This window comes from Rhizobacter sp. P2_H2, from assembly GCF_056403375.1.
On sequence record NZ_JBFUFP010001796.1, the window covers coordinates 1 to 590 of the forward strand.

Sequence of the window (590 nt, forward strand, 5' to 3'; positions counted from 1 at the left end):
CCGCCACCGTGTTCTCGGCGCAGGATGCCGAGAGCAGCGCGCGCTTTCGCAGCCTCGACCGGGTGCAGCTGCGCGGCCGCGTCGAGCCGGTGCATGTCTACCTGCTCGAAGGCCGGCGCTTCGGCGACACCGCGGCCACGGCCTACGGCGACCTGCTGCCCGTCACCACCGAGCCCGAAGGCATCCGCCTCGCGTGGCTCGACCTGAACCGCGTCTATGCCGGCCCGAGCCTGCCGGTGGTGCTGGGCCGCAGCCCGCAGGCCACCTACTGCATCGACGATTCGCGGGTCTCGCGCTCGCATGCGCGCATCGACTGGCACGGCGGCGCCTTCCAGCTGACCGACCTCAGCTACAACGGCACCTACGTGCGCTTCTCCAGCGACTCCGAGATCGTGCAGCTGCGCCGCGGCACCTGCACGCTGCACGGCAGCGGTGCGATCGGGCTGGGGGCCTCACCGGCCGATCCGACCTCGCCGTGCGTGCGCTTCGAAGTGATGAAGTTCTCCGACACCCAGCCCCAGGCGCCATTCGAGTTCAATCGCTGAAGAAGGTTGCCCCACCCCCGAGGCGCTGCGCGCCTCCCCCTCGAG

Annotated in this window: 1 protein-coding gene; it reads left to right on the forward strand. The window is 70.8% G+C overall.

Annotated features, from left to right (window positions below; all coding sequences use genetic code 11):
- Positions 1 to 545: FHA domain-containing protein (locus AC1D15_RS36265; RefSeq protein WP_477829896.1), on the forward strand; the 545-nt coding region annotated here is incomplete at its 5' end.
- Between the last annotated feature and the right edge of the window lie 45 nt (positions 546 to 590).